Origin of the sequence: Streptomyces sp. ADI95-16 (genome assembly GCF_003721495.1) — a bacterium.
GTDB lineage: Bacteria > Actinomycetota > Actinomycetes > Streptomycetales > Streptomycetaceae > Streptomyces > Streptomyces goshikiensis.
The window spans coordinates 7,956,557-7,973,399 of record NZ_CP033581.1 but is presented as its reverse complement, the minus strand read 5'-3'; the positions used below and the strand labels follow the sequence as shown (position 1 = coordinate 7,973,399).

Here is a 16,843-nt window from a genome sequence, read left to right as displayed (position 1 = left end):
TCTGAGGGATTCCTTTAGCTAATCTATCGAGTCATGCTCGATGTCCGTCGCCTGTACATGCTCAAGACCGTCGCCGCCCGGGGCTCCATCACTGCGGCCGCCCGCTCCCTGGCACTGACCGCCGGTGCCGTGTCCCAGCAATTGGCCGCTCTGAGAAACGACGTGGGAGCCGACCTGCTGCGTCCCGACGGGCGAACCGTCGCACTGACGGAGGCCGGCCGTGTCCTCCTCGAACACGCGGACCGGATCCTCGCCGCCATGGAGGAGGCCGAAAGCGCCGTCGCGGCGGTCACGGGCGCGGTCGGCGCCACCGCCACGCTCGCCGCGCTGCCGTCCACCGTCACCAGGATCGTGGCCCCCGCTCTTACCGCACTCGGCTCATGCCACCCGCAGCTCGCAGTGACCTGCCTCATCACCGACCAGGCACAGCTAAGCGAACTCGCACTGGGCACCGTCGATGTGGTGCTGGGACAGCGCTATCACCACCTGCCGGACGCGACGCCCCGCGGCATCAACGTCTCACCCCTGCTGGACGATCCGCTGCTCGTCGTCACCGCAGCCGACCAGGGCGACGACCGGCCCGTCATGTTGCAGGACCTCGCCGCGCACGATCTCGCCGTACCCCCGGCGACCACGGACTGCGGACAAGCCATCCTGCAAGGCTGCCAGCGGGCCGGCTTCACACCCACACCCCGCTACGTCACCGCCGACATCGCCGCCCAGCTCGGCCTCGCACGAGCCGGCCTGGCCACCGCGCTCGTCCCGCGCACGGCCATCGACCCGACCACACTCGGAATCCGCGCGACCTCCATCGCGGACCACCCGATTCAACGCCTCCTGTTCGCTGCGACCCGCCACACCGAACACGCGAACCCGACGACCACTGCCGTCATCGCTGCGCTGCACACAGCCGCCCAGGAAGGGCAGACCGCCTGCCTACCGCCAGTCCAGGAGTGACCCACCGCTTCCCACAAGCACGAGCGCCACCACACGGGCGCTGCCACCTTCTTCTGGTCGAGGCACACGGCTGACCAGTAGCACCTATGCCCGTAATACCGGGGGGCGCTCGCGGCCGTCCCTCCGCCGTACTTCACGCCCGGCCGAATGCTCCCGGGCCTCGGGGCCGCATCATCGTTTCTTCCCTGTCAGCCCTGTGACCTGCACAGAGAGGGCGTCAGATCGAAAGGGTGACGTGGTGTGGATCCGCTGCCAGCGGATCCGGGCCAGGGCCGGGTCAGGAAGCCGGTGATCCTCTCCGACGGCTTCTCCGCCGGGAGGAGCGACCCCGACGCGCTGTGGAACGCCCTGGAGAACGGCGACTACCCCTTCGTCACCAAGCTGCGCGAGGCCGGCTTCGACCTGGTCCTCCTCGGCTTCGACGAGCGTTCCGCGTCCATCCTCGACAACGCCGCCGTGGCGATCGATTCCTCTTCATGACTCCAGGTGTACGGACCCGGGTGTTTCGCGAACGTTTCGCACGTCAGGCCCCTTACGACAGGCCCCCCAGGGCGAACCCCAGCCCCATCACGACGAACAACGCGCCCAGTGCGCTGAACAGCCACCAGAAGGCGGTGCCCTCGGCCGGGAGGGTCCAGCGTGACGGGTCCGCCTGGTCGTACCGGACCTCGACGCGGGCACCGACGGGAAGGGTCCTGTCCTTGGGCCGAGCGATGCTCGTCCTGGTTTCCATTGCGCGGCCGTCGCCCGTGCTCCAAGTGATGACCGGGTAGTACACGGTGGTTCCGACGCTCCGGCTGGTGCTGCCGGTATCCGAGCCCGGCGCGATCCGGGTCTCCTCAAGACGGGTCACCACGCCCCGCGCAGTACTGCCCTCCCTCAGCAGGAACCGGACCCGTCGGATCTTGAGGGAGGCGACGACACCGATGACCGACCCCGCGGTGGTGAAGACCGATGCGAGGAGCAAGAGGATGTGGGAAGCAGACACAGGGGCGTCTCGATTCTGGAGCCGAAGAACTCCTGACAGCATGCCAGTGCGGCGATCTCCCCTTACGGCAGGCCCTGGCCGGGACGGCACTCAGCGCGGACCCGCCGACCGTCTCCTCCCAGAGGAGGAGACCGGACCGGGCCGCAGGTCCAGGACCAGGGGTGGACAGGACCGGGGTCCTCGTGCCCTTGGGCGATGTGCCGTACCAGGGCGGGTTCCTAGCCTCGGGGCATGCGATCACACGAAGCGGACGATGCTCAAGGAGACCCCGTGACCACTGTCAGCCCCGCCGCACGCCGCGCCTTGGCCGTGGGCCTCACCCTCGCCGCCTGCCTCACGTCCTCCCCCGTCCTGGCCACGGCCGCCGAGACCCCCGCCCAGGACAGCTCCGGGGCCGGACTGGACCGGTACTACCGCCAGCACCTCGGCTGGGGCAGCTGCGTCAAGGGCCCCGACGACACCACGGGCCGCGATCTGGATCAGGCAGGCGTGCAGTGCGCGGACGTGACCGTGCCCCTGGACTACGCCGACCCCCGGGGGCGCACGATCACCGTGGCGATCTCCCGGCTCAAGGCCACCGACACCCGCCACCGCATCGGCGCGATCCTCCTCAACAACGGCGGTCCGGGCGGTCCCGCGCTCCAGTCCCCGCCGCAGGCCCGTGCGTCGATGAAGGAGGTCGGCGCGCGCTACGACATCGTCGGCTTCGACCCGCGCTTCATCGGGCGCAGCACCGCGCTGGACTGCGGCTTGCCCGTCGGCATGACCTGGCTGTCCGCCGGCACCGGCCGAGCGGGCTTCGACCGCCAGGTCGCCCTGCAGAAGAGCCTGGCCGACAAGTGCCGGGCCACCGACGCCGCGGTGCTCCCGCACATCACCACCCGCAACACGGCCCGCGACATGGACGTCATCCGCGGCACGCTCGGCGAGCGGAAGATCTCCTTCCTGGGCTACTCGTACGGCACCTACCTGGGCACGGTCTACACGCAGATGTTCCCCGGCCGCCACGACCGGATGGTGCTGGACGGGGCGATCAACCCGAGCGACTACCGCCCCCGGCTGCTGAAGGGCACCGAGCGCCAGAACGAGAAGGCGCTGTCCGACTGGGCCGCCTGGGCCGCGGAGCACCACGACACCTACGGCCTCGGCCGCAGCCGCGCCGAGGTGCTCGCCGCCGTCGACCGCATCGTCGCGGCGGCCGCGCGCGGTCCGCTGACCATCGGCGCCGGCGCCGATGCCTTCCGGATCGACGACAGCCAGGTACCGCTCCTCCTCTTCTCGGGCATAGCGGACGACACCACCCCGGCGCGGGCGTCGTTCGGCGAGCTGCTTTCCGTACTGGCCAAAGCCGCGGAGGGCCGGCCGACGACGGTGCCGCCGATGCTCGTCCCGGAGCTCCGGTACGTGCTGCGCGGTGAGGGCGAGCCCACCGGCGCGCAGTCCGCCGTCATCTGCGGGGACGTGGCCGCCGCGCGCGATCCCGAGCTCTACTGGCGGGACATCGAGCGCAACCGCACCGCGCACCCGCTGTTCGGCGCTCTGACCAACAACATCAACCCGTGCGCCTTCTGGGACTCGCCGCGCGAAGAGCCCACCCGGGTGCGGCGCGATGCCCCTGCACTGATCGTCGCCGCCACCGGTGACCCGCGTACGACGTACGAGGGAAGCGTCGAGCTGCACAAGCAGCTGCCGAGCTCCAGGCTGGTCACCCTTGAGGGCGCCAACCGGCACGCCCTCTTCGGGCGCTACGGCAACGCGTGCGTGGACGACCAGGTCAACCGGTACCTGGCCACCGGCAAGCTGCCGGCGAGGGACCGGACCTGCGTCAAGCAGGCGGGGTAGCAGCCCGCGGTTCACGTTTTGAAACGATCAGTAAGCAGCGCCTGTCTTGTCGTTGATCCGGAAGGTGATTACGTCGACTTCGTCGGTTCCCGCGAGATCTGGGTAGTGGCCCTTGAGGCCTTCCCGGAGTTCGGTTGCGGTCGTCAGCCCCTCGGCTTGGGCGTCCTGGTTGGTGAGGTCGCTGACCAGGCAGTGCCTGATGCCGGTCACCTCTGCCGGCAGGACGACTTCGGGGTCGCTTTCAAACACCAGCCGTGCCGGCCCGAGCTGGGCCGGGTCCCGGAAGCGGGTGGTCTTGGTCTTGGCGCCAGAGCGGATGTCTTCAAGGTAGCGGGGGTTGAACCGGATGATCGGGGGACCGGCCGTCTCGGGGTCTTGGTAGAGCGACGGGTCGAGCCCGTTCATGCCTTCCGGGGTCCATCGCTGAGTCAGCGGCATCAGGTCGGCTGCGAGAACGGACCTGGGCCCCGCGGGCGTGGGCACGATGACGCGCATGGTGGGGTAGTAGTCCACGAAGACCTGCCGATCGCGCCCGCACGGGCCGATGACCCCCCGCCCGTGGTTTCCCACGGCAACGATGCAACGCATCTGACGGGCGCCCTGGGCTCGTGCGGCTCCCAGAGCCACGAGTTCGGCGCAGGGCCCGCCGGTGAAGTGGTAGAGGTTCACGCCAGCGAACATCCGGTAGTCGGCGGCCATGACCGCGGCGCCCATGGTGTGGATCCCGTCTTCATCGGGCCCGGCGTCGGTATGCGCGTCTATGGTGCGGCATGCCAGCTCCACGAGCTCACGCTCGTCACTATCGAGAGCTCGTGCAGATGACGGTACGTACACGTTTTCAGCCTTCCCTTTCGTCAGCAGTCGCCGAAGATCATTCCACGCCACGGAGGAGGGTTCCACGGGATTTCGGCTTGCCTTGACTGGCCCCTACGGTGGTCCCGTGGACGGGAGGGAGCGGCCTGGCTGAGGCTGGTCGTGGTCACGGACGACGATCCCGGGCCGCGGCTCTGCCGTGGCGGTACTGGACCATTGATGCCGACGGTGAAGACGGCGGCGGTGTTCTGCACGTCGGTGTGCCGTTCGCGGCACTGGCGGCGGATGGGGCGGGCAGGCGCGAGGGCCCGGGCGGTGCAAGGTGCCAGGGCTGCCACCTGCTGATGAGACTCCTTCAAAACGGCTGTGCCGGAGTTCCAGGGCAGGGCGAGGCCGTTCACGACGGCGTCCCAGTCGTTCTGAAGGAAGGCGGCGAAGCCCTGGACCGGTGAGGGCCCGTGATCGAGGGCGCGGTCATCCAGGCGGTGAGGTCGTGGCCGCGGCGCTCGCGGGTGATGGCGCTGAACTCGTGCGCGAGGTCGCGGGCGGCGGCTAGGTCGGGGCAGGCGTCCAGGATGCGATCGAGCTGGTCGCGCTGGCTGTCGGCAAGGGTGTCGGGGTGTCGCATGAGCCAGGTCGTGATCCGGCGGGGGCTGGGGACCGGCTGCGGTGGTTCGACGGTGGTGATGCCGGCGCGGAGGGTCGCTACGTACTTGGTGACCACGATGCGGCTGCCGCGGTAGCCGCGTTCGCGGATCTCACGGAACAGGGCCGCGGCGTTGGTGGCGCCGCCGAGGAAGCGTTGTTGCAGGTAGGGCTTGAAGCGGTTGATGTGGCCGTTGGGCAGGCGTTCGCGGTCGGAGGCGAGGATCTGGTCGAGGTCGGTGGTCGGGTAGTGGCGGACGGTCTTGCGGTCCCGATCCAAGCGGGCTGCGATCGCGCTGATCGTCCAGCCGCGTTCACTCAGCTGGTGGATGTCGCCGTGCCACTGCCGGACCTGGGCCGGAGCTGCCCGTCGGGTGGGTCGCTCGGCTCCGGCGGCCCGATCTACGCGGCCAGAGGGGCGGGGTCAGAGGGGCGGGGTCAGAGGGCTGCTGGCGCTGGTCCGTCTCCCCGGTCTCGGCGTCTTTGCGCAGGCAGACGCGGTGCTGGTGGGCGGTTCGTTCGACAGCGCGGGCAAGTGAGTGCAGCAAGTGCCACCTGTCTGCCACCTGGATCGCGTCGGGTGCCGCGCGGGAGGCGGCCTGGCTGAAAGTGCTGCACCGGTCCCGGCAGATGACCTTGCTTTCGGGGTGATCGGCGAGCCAGGCAGCCGCCGTGCCAGCGGTGCGGTCGGGCGGGAGATCGATCGGCCGTCGTGCCTCGACGTCGATGAGCACGGTGCCGTAGGTGGCGCCCCCTCGGAACGCGAACTCGTCGATCCCCAGCACCGTGCCCTGGGCAGACGGCGGGTCCGGCAGCCGACGGAGTTCACCCAGGATCACGTCCCGGCTCGTCCTCACCGGCAGGTGTCCCGCGAGCCGGGCGCCGGCCCGACCACCGACGGCCAGCCCGATCGCCTGCACCATACGGGCAAGCGCCGTGGTCCGGCGGCGGTACCGCCCGGTCAGGCTCGGCACCTGCTCGGCCATGGTCCGGCGTGAGCACGGGCCGTTGTCGCAGAAAAACCGGTGGACCCGCAGCCGAAACAGCACCCGGCGCCCGCCCAGCGGGCGGTCCGCCAGGCGCCGCATGTACGTGCTGTGTACGCGTGAAGCGGTCGCGCCGCACGAAGGGCACGTCACGGTCCGCTGCCGAGCGGGCAAGGTAATGCACACAGCATCCCCGACGACGCTCACCGCATCGATGACCAGCCCCTCAACGTCGGGCCACACCAGATCCCAGAACTGTTCGTCCCCCACGAACACCATGCCGAGGAACGGACATTGCCGGTCATGACGGATGTTTAGAACTGGCCATCACGAAATATCCGCCACAGCCAAGTTTCGGCTGTGGCGGATATTTCGTGATGGCCACGTTGGTGCCGGTGGATGTTGGTGTCCCTATGGCCGCGTAGGGTCGGCCGGATGGATGACAGGTTCGACGTGGCGCAGGCACTGGCCGGGGGTTACCCAGACCGAGCGGGGGCCTGGGAGTTCGTCAGAGAGTTCGCAGCGTCCTGGGCCACCCCTTTGACCTCGTCTGATGGGTTCTCCGCCGGTGAGGTGCAGGAGGCGGAGGAGCGGCTGGATCTGCGGCTGCCAGTTGCTCTGCGGGAGGCGTACGGGTTGTTCGGCCGACGCGGTGACCTCGTTGCGTGGCAGGATCCCCTCCTTGAGCCGGGTGAGCTGCTTCTCGATCCTTCTGGTCAGCTTCTTCTCTTCCGGAGCGAGAACCAGGGTGGTGCGGGCTGGGGGGTGCGTCTAACCGACCTGTCGAGGGAAGACCCGCCAGTAGCTCTGTTCTCCGATCATCTGCCGCAGCTCACGACGTGCTCGTTTCTGGACCGTGTCTCGCTGGCCTGTGTGGAGATGGTTCTGAGTGAAGCCGTTATGGCCAGGTCAGGTGGGCCAGAAGGACCAGCGTGTCGGGCATCAAGTGAGGTGGTTGCCTTCGTGGAGGCGGAGTTCGCACCGGTTCCGCTGCCGCCGCATCCGGCATGGTTCGAGCCGATGGGACCGCCCGTGCGGTGGTTCTCCTCGCCTGGCCTGGTGCTCCGGCTCGAACCCGGACTCGTGGGCATGGACCTGGTCGTGATCGGAAGGACAGAGGCTGATCTTCAACGCGCTCTCGAAGCAATTCCCGGCGAGTGGCCTGCCGCCTCGCTTGCGCTGACGGTCCCCACCGACGGTTACGACGTCGAGCCGCCCTTCTGAGACTTCATGGCGGCTGAGCAAGGACGAGGGTCCTCAAGAGACCAAACGAAGCTCGTCCGTACGACCGGCGCTTGATCAGCTTGATTCGCGTGACCTGGCCCTCGACCGCCCCTGAGCTCCAGTTCAGTGTCAGGCCGTTCACGACGGCCGCCCAGTCGTTCTGGAGAAAGGCCGCGAAGCCTTGGAGCGGTTGTGGTCCTTGCTCAAGTGCGCGGGCCATCCAGTGAGTGAGGTCGTGCCCTCGGCATTCGCGGGCGATGGCGCTGAACTCGTGCGCGAGGTCACGGGCGGTGGCCAGGTCCAGGCATGCATCCAGGATTCGGTTGAGCTGTTCGCGCTGGGTGTCGGTCAGGGAGTCGGGGCGACGCATGATCCAGGTTGTGATGCGGCGGGGGCTGGGTATCGGCTGGCGTGGTTCGGGGGCGGCGGTGCCGGCGCGGAGGGTCGCGATGTACTTGGTGACCACGACGCGGCTGCCCCGGTAGCCGCGTTCACGGATCTCACGGAAGAGGGCGGCGGCGTTGGTCGCGCCTTCGCGGAAGCGTTGTTGCAGGTAGGGCTTGAAACGGTTGATGTGACCGTTGGGGCGGCGTTCGCGTGCGGATGCGAGGATCTGGTCGAGGTCGGTGGTCAGGTAGTGGCGGATGGTCTTGCGGTCCCGGCCCAGATGGCGGGCGATTGCCCTGATCGTCCAGCCGCGTTCGCGCAGGTGGTGAATGTCGGTGTGCCACTGACGGACGCGGGCCAGGAGCTGGTTGTCCGGCGGGTCGTCGGGTTCCGGCGGCCCGATCAGCGCCGCCAAGGCCGCAGAGGATGGCGGCGCCTGGCGCGGGTCGAGATCGTCGACTTCAGCGTCTTTGCGTAGACAGGCGCGGTGCTGGTGGGCGGTTTTTTCGACAGCGCGGGCCAGCGAGTGAAGCAGATGCCAGCGGTCTGCGACCTGGATCGCGTCGGGTGCGGCACGGGTGGCGGCCTGGCTGAACGCGCTGCATCGATCCCGGCAGATGACCTTGATGCCAGGGTGTGCGGTGAGCCAGGCGGCCACCGAGTCCGCGGTGCGGTCGAGCAGGAGGTCGATGGGCCGTCGGGTCTCGACATCGATGAGCACGGTACCGTAGGTGGCGCCCCTGCGGAACGCGGACTCGTCGATCCCGAGGACCGTGACTTGGCCGGACAGCGGGTCCGGGAGCCGCCGGACCTCTCGCACGATCACGTCTCGGCTCGCCCGCACCGGCAGGTAGCCGGCGAGCCGGGCGCCGGCCCGACCGCCCACGGCCAGCCCGATCGCCTGCACTATCCGGGCGGCCGCCAGGGTGCGGCGCCGGTAGGGCGTGGTCAAGCACGGCACCTGCTCCGCCATGGTCCGACGGGAGCACAGGTCGTTGTCGCAGAAGAACCGGCGGATCTTCAGGCGCAGCAGCATCCGTCGGCCGCCCAGCGGACGATCGGCCAGCCGCCGCATGTACGTGCTGTGCACGCGCGCCGCCAACATGCCGCACGACGGGCACGTGACCGTCTGCTGCCGGGCATGCAAATCGATCCACACCACATCCCCGCCGACTTCCACCCCATCGACGGCCAATCCCTCGACATCAGGCCACACCAGATCCCAGAAGCGTTCATCCCCCACGGACACCATGCTGGACAACGGACATCACGGGTCGTGGCGGATGTTTAGGACCCGTCACGAAATATCCGCCACAGCCATTTTCAAGGAGCCCAATCATCGTGGGCGCCGGCCTCGCTCGCGTAGGTGTAGTGGGAGTCGTTCGTGACCAGCGGCGGGATGCCGAGCTTCTTGCCGATCTCCAGCAGCCCGTCGCGGACCCGGCGCTCGATCTCGTGCCGTGGTCCATCAGCTCCAGGAAGTAGCGGACCTCGCCGAAGATGTCCGTGTAGTCGGAGGCGGCCTGCACGGCCTCGCCGGACGGGCAGCCGGTGGAGGCGATCAGGCCCTCCAAGCACTGGGAGATCGTCGCCTTGTCCATGCGGCGGCCACTTGGTGAGCCAGCCCTCGTCGTACGCGTCGGAGGACAGTCGGAAGAGGTTGTGCAAGCCGGTGGCGGTCGCCGCCCAGATCGTCTTACGGGGTGGTATCACGAGCGGCGGGGCTTGCTTCCCGCCATGTGCGGTGAAGATTCCCTCATGACAGACGATCAGGAGCGATTCACCCTGTGGACGCCTCCCCAGCCGATCAGACTCCCCGGTGCAGGCGCGATCGACCACTGCGTGGCCAACGACGGATCGCAGCGGCCCAAGGGCACCCGCCGACGCAGCCAGCGCGACGGCCGGTACGTGACCACATGCCAGGAGGGCGCCCTCGGACAGGTGGACTGGATCGAGTCCCGGGAGCCCGCGGTCACCACCACCGTTCGATCCCCGAAGAGCGGAACCCTGGACTCACAGGGCGACAACGGCAACATCTCCAGCGTCAGCGCCGTCCTGACCGTGGACGTGTCCTGGGGACAGGAATTCCAGGAAGCCACCGTCCGCTACGACGCGGAGTGCTGGTTCTGGGACGCCATCATGTGGCATCGCGAGGGAGAATACCTGGCCGAGGAGTTCAAACCGGTCATCGACGGGACGATCACCCTCAGCCAGGGCCAGAACGTCCTGCAGAGCCACGTCTTCCACGCCGGCGTGGGATCCGTCTCCTACCTGTGCACCGTCACACGCACCTACACCAACCTGCAGCCCGGCACCTACCAGGTCGAGATCACCGGAACCAAAACCAAGGGCAGACGCACAAGCGACGGCAGAACCCGCACCGGCAAGGACCGAGTCGTGCTCCAGAAACACACCGCCACCTTCACCATCGGCTGACCCGGCCGCGCCCCACCCGAAACAGCGCGGCCCGCCGCCCCAGGTGCCAGTGGGTGAGGCAGGCACTCCCGCCACCGCTCGATCGACCGTGGAGCCACGATGAGGGACTTCGCCGACCGCACCGACCCCCGGATGAACGAGGCCGCGTGGCGCGCCCTCGACCTGACGCGCGCCTACCTCGCACGCGACCCCACCGCGATCGTCGAGCACCTCGCGGACCTGGAGGAGGACCAGCTGACGTGCGCCAGAGGCGTGCTCATCACGATCTACAACGACACCCGCGAGGTCCTGCGGACCACCGGGCGCCCGCACAATCCGGCGACCGTGGCGCGCGAGGTCGACGCGGTGGCCCGATTCGCGCCGACCGAACACGAGTTCGTCGTCGCTACGGCCGCTCGGCGCAAGGTCTTCGGTCTCGCCACCGCAGACGTCCGTCTCGCTCGGCCTCTTGCGCGTCAGTCCGGCAGCCAGTGCAGCTCGTGCGCCAGGGTTTCGGCGACGGCACGGATGCGGCCGTGTAGTGGCGACTGCTCGTGTGGGAGGACCAGGTGGATCGTCAGGCTGGGCGCGCCCCGCAGCGGTCGCCAGGTGAGACCGGCCGGTGATGCCGTGACCGCGGCTTCTCCGGCCGGGGCGAGGGTGACCCCGTCGCGCAGGTCGCGCTGAGACATGTCGAAAGAGACTGCGGGCGTGTGGAATCGGGGGTGTGGTCGGGTGTCTCGGAACACTGCGGACAGCTGATTGTGGATCACGGGGTTGGCCGCACGGTCCGGAAGCCGCAGCGGATACGCGGCCGCGTCGGCGATCTCGATCTCCGGGTGTTCGGCCAGCGGATGGTGCTGCGCCAGCTGGACCCCGATGCGCTCACGCCGCAGCAGGAACCGGCGCACGCCACGGCCCGGCTGTTCACCGCGGGTGATCCCGGCATCGATGCGGCCGTCGGCAACCGCAGGGGAGATCTCCGGTGTCGCCATCGGGACCGCGCCGACCTCAAGTCCGCTGTTGCCGCGAATCAGCCTGTCCACCAGAGCCGGTGCCGTCTCGGCCCCGGCGCTGAGGCTGTATCCGATGCGCAGCGTGCCCAGTTCACCGGCCGCCGCGCTCCGGGCGGTGTCCCATGCCCGGTCCAGCGCCGCCAGCGCGGGCGGCGCGGACTCCGCCAAAGCCACACCGGCCGTGGTCAATACGACGCTACGCGTGTTGCGGACCAGCAGGGCCGTACCGAGTTCGGCCTCCAATCGGCGGATCCGGGCGCTGAGTGCGGGCTGTGCGATACCGATCCGTGCGGCCGCGCGGGTGAAATTCAACTCCTGCGCCAGCACCAGGAAGTACCGCAGGCTCACCGTATCCGGCGCCACGTGCCCTCCCTGCCGATTGATAACGATCCGTTCTGAGCCTATCCCGTACCGGTCTTTCCCTCGACCGCACATCAAGCTCTAACCTGCGCATATGACGATTCAACTGACCGCAGTTCTGGACGTCGCACTCACGCACACCGCCGATTTCGAGTCCGCCCTCACGGCTCTCGCGAAGGCCGCGGCCACCGAGCCCGGTGTGCTCGACCATGAATTCTGGCGCGACCCGACCCACCCGGGCCCTCCCCGATGTCGTAGCCTCCGTCCTCACCCGGATCCCGATGCTCCGCGCCTAGCGAGGTCGGCGGCAGTTCTTAGCAGGAGCTCCCAGGTCACCCGGAGTGTGACGGTCTCGTCTCTGGACGGAGGTCGTCATGCATAAGTTGGTGGTCCTGTATCCCAAGCCCGCCGACCCAGACCACTTCCGCGACTATTACGTGACCAACCACCTTCCGCTGGTCATGAATTGGCCGGGCCTGCTTGCGTGGCGCTACAGCCTCGACGTGGCGGCGACCAAGGGAGAAGCGCCGTATTTCGCGGTCTTCGAAGGCGACTTCGCTGACGCCGCCGCCATGGCCGCGGCGCAGGCGTCGCCGCAAGGCCAGCGGTTGGCCGCCGATGTCGCCAACTACGCCACCGGCGGTGCGGTCGTCATCCACTATCCGGTGCAGGACGGCACCGGCTGAGGCAGGCCGGTACGCTCCGGGACGCGTTCGGTCGGCCGTTGCGGCCAGGTCCGGCCATCGGCGGACGCCGTTCGCGGTTGCCGGTTCGTTGAGCGTCAAAGGTGGGCCGATGTCCTGGCCGGATGTGACGGTGGTTGATGCGTGCGTGCGGCGCGACGGCCGGGGCGGTAGCCCCACGTCCGTCACCGACGACGACCCGGCGGCGACGGACGCGGACCGGCGTGCGGTCGCTGCTGCAGCCGGCACCTCGCACGCGGCGTTCCTCGGCCCGGTGCGGACGCCGGACGGTGGCTGGCCTGTCCGGTTCTTCACCGCCACCGCCGAACTGTCCGGCTGCGGCCACGGCACCGTTGCCGCGCAGGCCGTCCGGTTGACCCGCACCGCGCTGGGCGAGCTGAACGACCGCCAACACACCGGCGGGCGCACGTTCGACACCGTCGCGATCCGCCGCCCCGCCGGCATCGAGGTGTGGTTCGACCAGGGCCTCGTCGCGCTGCGTCACCCGGCACCGGACGAGCGCGCCGCGCTCGTCGCCGCGCTCGGGCTCACCGCGGACGACCTGCATCCGACCGACGCGCCACGGATCGCCGCGCCCGGCGCACCACGCATGCTGGTACCGGTCAGCGACCGGTCAGCGCTGCTCCGAGTCCACCCACACCTCGGCAGGCTGACAGCGGCGTGCCAGCGGTACGGGCTCCTCGGCTGTTTCGTGTACGTACCGCCGGTGGGCGACCGACCGGGTGCGGCGCGGATGTTCGCGCCGGCGATCGGTGTCGACGAGGACATCGCCAACGCCAACAGCACCGGCTGCCTCGCCGCCCACCTGCTCGACACGACAGGGGCGCAGACGGTCGCGATCGAGGTGGAGCAGGGCGACACCCTCGGTCGACCGGCCAGCGTGCTCGCTTCGGCCCGACGCGGGCCGGCGGGCATCACGACCCGGGTCGGCGGGTTGGCGGTGGTCCGCGACGGACACTGAGGCGACGACCAGACCGTCCTCTTCTGCGATCCGCGCATGGGGCTGGGGCTGTCCGCTGCGGTCGAGCGTTGGCACCCGGTGGCGGGCGTCAGCGGGACGCGGTGTCGAGGACGCGGCTGAGCGTCCATCGGGAGACGCGCAGCTTGGCGGCGCCGCCGGTTCGGGGGCCACGGGGCACGGAAGACCGGATCGTGAAACGCGGACGGGCAACTGAACATCAACGCCGACTGGGCGACAGGGCCTTGGAAGGACCCCGTCGGCATCTTCACCGACCTCCTGGAGGCCGAGTTCGGCCGCGGGACCGGCTCGGTCCCCGCATGAGGCGATCCGGCAGCCCTTGGTCTTCGATGAAGTAGTTCTTGGTGTGCCGGCCCTCCGGATCGGCCTCGACGTGCTGCGTGTGGACCAGCCCTCCGGGCAGGGGGCGGTCGTGGCGTCGGTGGGGCCTGGACGGAGAGCGGCAGGCGGGCGTGACACACGGGCAATCGAGGGGACTCTCCGGGAGGATCTTCACTGGGACTCGCCGAGGTTGCGAGGGACTCCCGGCGGGGCCGGCTAGTGGGTCAGCCCCAGCAGGTAGCTGATGTCCCGGTCGAAGGTGAGCTCGCGCAGGATCGTGGTCGGACGCCCGTCCGTCATCCGCCAGATGAAGGTGTAGAGCACCGGCTCGCCGCCCTGGACCCGCCGCATCATGATCGCGGCCTGGTCGCCAAGGTCGGTGGTGGCCGGGAAGGTCACGTCATCGACGGACTCACCCACCTTCTGCCCTTGCTCGCGCAGCGCCCGGAAGCGGGCCATGAACTGGTCCTTGGTCAGGGTGATCGTCCGCCCTGCCTGGTCGACCCGCACGTTCTGAAACTCGGGATCGTACAGCCGGTCCAGCGCATCCACGTCCATGGCCAGTCCGGCCTTGAGGTAAGTCCACATGCCGTCCACAAGTGCCTGATCCATGACGCACCTCTCTCTATAACGGCGTTATATCGAGGTGAATGTAACACCGCTATAGGATGGTGTCCATGGACGCAGAGAGGATCGTCAGCCAGAGCCTGGAACTGCTGAGGCAGGAAGGGCTGGCCGGTGTGACCTTCCGCAAGCTCACCACCAGCCTCCATGTCACAGCGCCGGCCATCTACTGGCGGTTCAAGGACAAGCGCGAGCTGCTGGAGGCCATGGCCGAGGCGATGCTGCGGGAGGAGTTCGGCGAACTGGCGCCGATGCCGCCCGGCCAGGACTGGCGGCCGTGGCTACACGAGGTGCTGCGCCGCCTGCGCCGCGCCATGCTCGCCTACCCCGACGGCGCCCGGGTCGTTGCCGGCGCTCGGCCGCCGAACACGCCCACGCTCGCCCGCATCCCCGAATACGGGCTGCGCGCACTGGAAGACGGCGGACTGTCCCTCCCGCAGGCGGCCACCGTCATCTACACCGCCGTCCACTACACCTTCGGCCACGTCATCGAGGAGCAGGACTCCGCCGAAGCCCAGCCCACCGAGGAGTTCGAGCTGGCCTATCCGACCGTGGCTCGCGTCATGAACGAGGGCCGCCGCGTCGGCCTGACCGCCAGCGACGTCTTCGACGCGGGCCTGTCCCTGATCATCGGCAACCAGTGAGTACACGCCTGCCGTACTCGACCAGGTCGCATAACCCCTGAAGAACTTACGCGCTCGCCCCCTTAGGGATCTGCGACGTGCAGAAACGGCGACCGCTCAGCCGTTGAGCTGCCGACTGAATGGCTTTGCCACGTTCCGCCTGCGGGGTCGGTCTCCCGGGCCCGTGCCGGACGGCCTCATTGACTGCCGCGGATCTCGTCGATGCGCCGTGCCAGGGCCTGCGTCTCCGCGATCAGCCGCGCATGCGCCTTCTTCTGCTCCTCATCGCCCTTGGCCCTGAACGCCGCGCTGAAGTGGGGTTGGAGCTGGGTCCACCAGCCGTAGTCCAGCATCGCCCACGCCTGTGGGCACAGGGGGGCGCGGGTTTTGGGGAGATAGCCGCTGTCGACCAGGGACTTCTGGTACTTCTTCGGGTCGCTGCCCTCCAGGTAGCACAGGAAGTTGAAGGCTCGTTGCTGGGTGACGGGATGGTCGCTCGCCAGGCCTTCCAGGGTCGGCTGGCCTTCCTTGCGGGCGAGTTCGTCGAAGAGGACCGCGGCGGCCAGGGACGGGCCCGGCCCGACCTCGTTGACGGTGTAGAAGGACGCGAAGCCGTCAGCCGCGTCCTCTTCGAGGCCGAGGTTGGCCAGGAGGAGCTGGCGTTGCAGGGCGTGGCCCATCTCGTGGCCGAAGACGAACTCGGTCGACAGCACGGTCAGATCGTCGGTGTTGTACTCGGACGCGGGGAGGGGGGCAGGCCGTTCGACGGTCTTCACCACGTCGGCGAGGGCCTTCTCGATGGCCGTCAGGAACGACGGCGGGATGAAGATCGTCCTGCCGTCGGGCTGGGTGACGGCGTCGGTGACGCCGGGCGGCACGTCGGCGGTGACCTTCACGACCATGTCGTGCGGGAGGGTCAGAGTTCTGTTCACCCAGTCGGCCGTCCGCTCCAGCACACGGGACTTCCGGATCAGTGCCACGGCCTGCCGGTCCTGCGGTTTGACCGTCTGGGCCTCGTAGACGACGGTGACCCTGCCGGAGCGCGCCGTCTGGGGGCGAGGCCCTGCGCCGGGTCCCTGCCCGGCGTCGCGGACCTCGCCGCCGCACCCGGTCACGACGAATCCGGCGAGGACCAGCACGCCTGACAGGACGATGCGCGCCCGCTTCGGGCGACCGGCGGTGTTCGGCATCCTTGGTCGGCTCCCGTCGCGTGTTCCCGCACTGATCCTCCGGCCGTCCGGCGCCGGGCGCACGTCGAGCCGCCCGTACGGGGGACCGTCCGCCACGGTGCCGACGAAGACGAGGATCCGAACATGCAGGCCGGCCGCCCGGACGGCTTCCACACCGTCGGGCGCCAGGGCGGTGGATTACTGTCGGAACAGTTGCGGCCAGACCCTGGAGAGCCCAGGTCAGCCGCGGCGCGGCGGAGTCAGGCCCGCCTCGTGGGCGGCGACGGCCGCCTCCACTCGGTTGCGGGCGCCCAGTTTCGTCAGGACGGCACTGACGTGTGCTTTCACGGTGCCCTCCACGAGGTGCAGCCGGGCCGCGATCTCCGCGTTGGACAGCCCTGCGGCGAGGCCGGCCAGGACGTCGCGCTCCCGTTGCGTGAGCCTGTCCAGGGAGCGGTGGGGGTGCGCCGTGCGGTGGGCGCGCATTCCGGCGATGACCCGGCTCGCAACTCGGGGGGAGAGGTAGGCGCCGCCGGCGCCGACCGCCCGTACGCCGTTGAGGAGTTCTCGGGGGTCGTCCGCCTTTGAGCAGGAAACCGTCGGCGCCTTCCTCGAGTGCTCGGGTGATGTACTCGTCCTGGCCGAAGGTCGTCAGCATGATCACACCGACGGTTGTCGGTTCTTGGCGAAGCCGGGCTACCGCCGTCAGCCCGTCGAGGCCTGGCATCTGGATGTCCAGCAGGACCACGTCCGGCCGGTGTCGGCGGGTGAGCGCGAGGGCCTCGTTGCG

Annotated in this window: 16 protein-coding genes and 2 pseudogenes; 8 read left to right on the top strand and 10 right to left on the bottom strand. The window is 69.2% G+C overall.

The window, feature by feature from the left end; genetic code table 11:
* Positions 1-33 precede the first annotated feature (33 nt).
* Together EES41_RS35740 and EES41_RS35735 are read left to right on the top strand one after the other, a co-directional pair.
* On the top strand, positions 34-957 hold the full coding sequence (locus EES41_RS35740) for a LysR family transcriptional regulator (protein WP_123082005.1): 924 nt from the start codon (positions 34-36) through the stop codon (positions 955-957).
* A gap of 240 nt (positions 958-1,197) precedes the next feature.
* Positions 1,198-1,437, top strand: a complete 240-nt coding sequence (locus tag EES41_RS35735) for a hypothetical protein (protein WP_216827289.1) — start codon at positions 1,198-1,200, stop codon at positions 1,435-1,437.
* Positions 1,438-1,489: 52 nt separating this feature from the next.
* On the opposite strand, the gene EES41_RS35730 is transcribed toward EES41_RS35735, so the two are convergent.
* Positions 1,490-1,945 carry a DUF3592 domain-containing protein gene (locus EES41_RS35730; RefSeq protein WP_164496042.1) on the bottom strand — a complete coding sequence of 152 codons (456 nt, stop codon included), beginning with the start codon at positions 1,943-1,945 and terminating at the stop codon, positions 1,490-1,492.
* A 270-nt stretch (positions 1,946-2,215) separates the two neighbouring features.
* Between EES41_RS35730 and EES41_RS35725 the strand changes: the two genes are divergently transcribed.
* Positions 2,216-3,787, top strand: coding sequence for an alpha/beta hydrolase (locus EES41_RS35725; protein WP_123082003.1), 1,572 nt, complete (start codon positions 2,216-2,218; stop codon positions 3,785-3,787).
* A gap of 27 nt (positions 3,788-3,814) precedes the next feature.
* Here EES41_RS35725 and EES41_RS44265 read toward each other — a convergent pair whose 3' ends face one another.
* The 3 genes from EES41_RS44265 to EES41_RS35710 all read right to left on the bottom strand — a co-directional run bounded on the left by EES41_RS44265 (position 3,815) and on the right by EES41_RS35710 (position 6,510).
* On the bottom strand, positions 3,815-4,570 hold the full coding sequence (locus tag EES41_RS44265; protein ID WP_216827288.1) for an ASCH domain-containing protein: 756 nt from the start codon (positions 4,568-4,570) through the stop codon (positions 3,815-3,817).
* Positions 4,571-4,997: 427 nt separating this feature from the next.
* The gene (locus tag EES41_RS35715) at positions 4,998-5,525 is read right to left on the bottom strand and encodes a hypothetical protein (RefSeq protein WP_123082002.1); all 528 of its coding nucleotides are present in this window, start codon (positions 5,523-5,525) and stop codon (positions 4,998-5,000) included.
* A 34-nt stretch (positions 5,526-5,559) separates the two neighbouring features.
* Complete coding sequence (locus EES41_RS35710; RefSeq protein ID WP_123082001.1) at positions 5,560-6,510, bottom strand: ISL3 family transposase; 951 nt, start codon at positions 6,508-6,510, stop codon at positions 5,560-5,562.
* 156 nt (positions 6,511-6,666) lie between these two features.
* Here EES41_RS35710 and EES41_RS43395 point away from each other — a divergent pair, with 156 nt between their 5' ends.
* The gene (locus tag EES41_RS43395) at positions 6,667-7,455 is read left to right on the top strand and encodes an SMI1/KNR4 family protein (RefSeq protein WP_254211695.1); all 789 of its coding nucleotides are present in this window, start codon (positions 6,667-6,669) and stop codon (positions 7,453-7,455) included.
* Positions 7,456-7,459: 4 nt separating this feature from the next.
* On the opposite strand, the gene EES41_RS35700 is transcribed toward EES41_RS43395, so the two are convergent.
* On the bottom strand, positions 7,460-9,085 hold the full coding sequence (locus EES41_RS35700; protein ID WP_164496041.1) for an ISL3 family transposase: 1,626 nt from the start codon (positions 9,083-9,085) through the stop codon (positions 7,460-7,462).
* 95 nt (positions 9,086-9,180) lie between these two features.
* Positions 9,181-9,540: pseudogene (locus tag EES41_RS35695) on the bottom strand (PHP domain-containing protein); the annotation flags it as partial.
* Positions 9,541-9,600: 60 nt separating this feature from the next.
* On the opposite strand from EES41_RS35695, the gene EES41_RS35690 reads away from it, so the two are divergent.
* Positions 9,601-10,278: a hypothetical protein gene (locus EES41_RS35690; RefSeq protein ID WP_123081999.1), complete on the top strand. Its 678-nt coding sequence runs from the start codon at positions 9,601-9,603 to the stop codon at positions 10,276-10,278.
* 455 nt (positions 10,279-10,733) lie between these two features.
* On the opposite strand, the gene EES41_RS35685 is transcribed toward EES41_RS35690, so the two are convergent.
* On the bottom strand, positions 10,734-11,636 hold the full coding sequence (locus EES41_RS35685; RefSeq protein WP_123081998.1) for a LysR family transcriptional regulator: 903 nt from the start codon (positions 11,634-11,636) through the stop codon (positions 10,734-10,736).
* A 371-nt stretch (positions 11,637-12,007) separates the two neighbouring features.
* Here EES41_RS35685 and EES41_RS35680 point away from each other — a divergent pair, with 371 nt between their 5' ends.
* Together EES41_RS35680 and EES41_RS35675 are read left to right on the top strand one after the other, a co-directional pair.
* Entirely contained in the window at positions 12,008-12,319 is a 312-nt protein-coding gene (locus EES41_RS35680) for an EthD family reductase (RefSeq protein WP_123081997.1), read from the top strand.
* Positions 12,320-12,428: 109 nt separating this feature from the next.
* Positions 12,429-13,298 carry a PhzF family phenazine biosynthesis protein gene (locus tag EES41_RS35675; protein WP_123081996.1) on the top strand — a complete coding sequence of 290 codons (870 nt, stop codon included), beginning with the start codon at positions 12,429-12,431 and terminating at the stop codon, positions 13,296-13,298.
* Between the two features lie 555 nt (positions 13,299-13,853).
* Here the strand turns inward: EES41_RS35675 and EES41_RS35670 are convergent.
* The gene (locus EES41_RS35670) at positions 13,854-14,249 is read right to left on the bottom strand and encodes a DUF4440 domain-containing protein (protein WP_123081995.1); all 396 of its coding nucleotides are present in this window, start codon (positions 14,247-14,249) and stop codon (positions 13,854-13,856) included.
* A 65-nt stretch (positions 14,250-14,314) separates the two neighbouring features.
* Here EES41_RS35670 and EES41_RS35665 point away from each other — a divergent pair, with 65 nt between their 5' ends.
* Entirely contained in the window at positions 14,315-14,905 is a 591-nt protein-coding gene (locus EES41_RS35665) for a TetR/AcrR family transcriptional regulator C-terminal domain-containing protein (RefSeq protein ID WP_164496040.1), read from the top strand.
* A 176-nt stretch (positions 14,906-15,081) separates the two neighbouring features.
* Here EES41_RS35665 and EES41_RS35660 read toward each other — a convergent pair whose 3' ends face one another.
* Positions 15,082-16,074 (bottom strand): DUF4344 domain-containing metallopeptidase, encoded by a 993-nt coding sequence (locus tag EES41_RS35660; RefSeq protein WP_123081993.1) that lies wholly within the window; start codon positions 16,072-16,074, stop codon positions 15,082-15,084.
* A gap of 219 nt (positions 16,075-16,293) precedes the next feature.
* Positions 16,294-16,840 (bottom strand): annotated as a pseudogene (locus tag EES41_RS43950) (response regulator); the annotation flags it as partial.
* Between the last annotated feature and the right edge of the window lie 3 nt (positions 16,841-16,843).

Bases quoted from the DNA above. Each gene is read 5' to 3' on its own strand.
- EES41_RS35740 (WP_123082005.1), top strand. From the start codon at position 34: ATGCTCGATGTCCGTCGCCTGTACATGCTCAAGACCGTCGCCGCCCGG.
- EES41_RS35670 (WP_123081995.1), bottom strand. From the start codon at position 14,249: ATGGATCAGGCACTTGTGGACGGCATGTGGACTTACCTCAAGGCCGGA.
- EES41_RS35660 (WP_123081993.1), bottom strand. From the start codon at position 16,074: ATGCCGAACACCGCCGGTCGCCCGAAGCGGGCGCGCATCGTCCTGTCA.
- EES41_RS35710 (WP_123082001.1), bottom strand. From the start codon at position 6,510: ATGGTGTTCGTGGGGGACGAACAGTTCTGGGATCTGGTGTGGCCCGAC.
- EES41_RS35665 (WP_164496040.1), top strand. From the start codon at position 14,315: ATGGACGCAGAGAGGATCGTCAGCCAGAGCCTGGAACTGCTGAGGCAG.
- EES41_RS35675 (WP_123081996.1), top strand. From the start codon at position 12,429: ATGTCCTGGCCGGATGTGACGGTGGTTGATGCGTGCGTGCGGCGCGAC.
- EES41_RS35690 (WP_123081999.1), top strand. From the start codon at position 9,601: ATGACAGACGATCAGGAGCGATTCACCCTGTGGACGCCTCCCCAGCCG.
- EES41_RS43395 (WP_254211695.1), top strand. From the start codon at position 6,667: ATGGATGACAGGTTCGACGTGGCGCAGGCACTGGCCGGGGGTTACCCA.
- EES41_RS35680 (WP_123081997.1), top strand. From the start codon at position 12,008: ATGCATAAGTTGGTGGTCCTGTATCCCAAGCCCGCCGACCCAGACCAC.